1 protein-coding gene is annotated in these 210 nt (G+C 22.4%); it reads right to left on the bottom strand.

Translation table 11 applies throughout. The features are described from left to right. Positions 1-210, bottom strand: a 210-nt coding sequence (locus AVBRAN12654_RS09480; RefSeq protein WP_442862329.1) for a hypothetical protein, incomplete at both ends; no start/stop codon positions are given.

Genomic DNA, 210 nt, shown 5'->3' with positions numbered 1-210 from the left:
ATCAATAGTAGTTTGGCTTTCGTTATTTATAGTTAAATCGTTTGTAACATTTATAGTATTAGTAGAACCATCAGCTTTATTAGTAATACTAGAATTATTTAAAGTTAAATTATTAGCAGTTATATCGCCTTTAATATTAGAATTATTTAATTCCATATTATTTGTAGTATTAATACTACCTTGAATAATTGTATTGCTTGATTTAAAGTC

Origin of the sequence: Campylobacter sp. RM12654 (assembly GCF_020137585.1) — a bacterium.
Taxonomy (GTDB): Bacteria; Campylobacterota; Campylobacteria; order Campylobacterales; family Campylobacteraceae; genus Campylobacter_E.
This window is presented reverse-complemented; position numbering and strand designations above follow the sequence as displayed.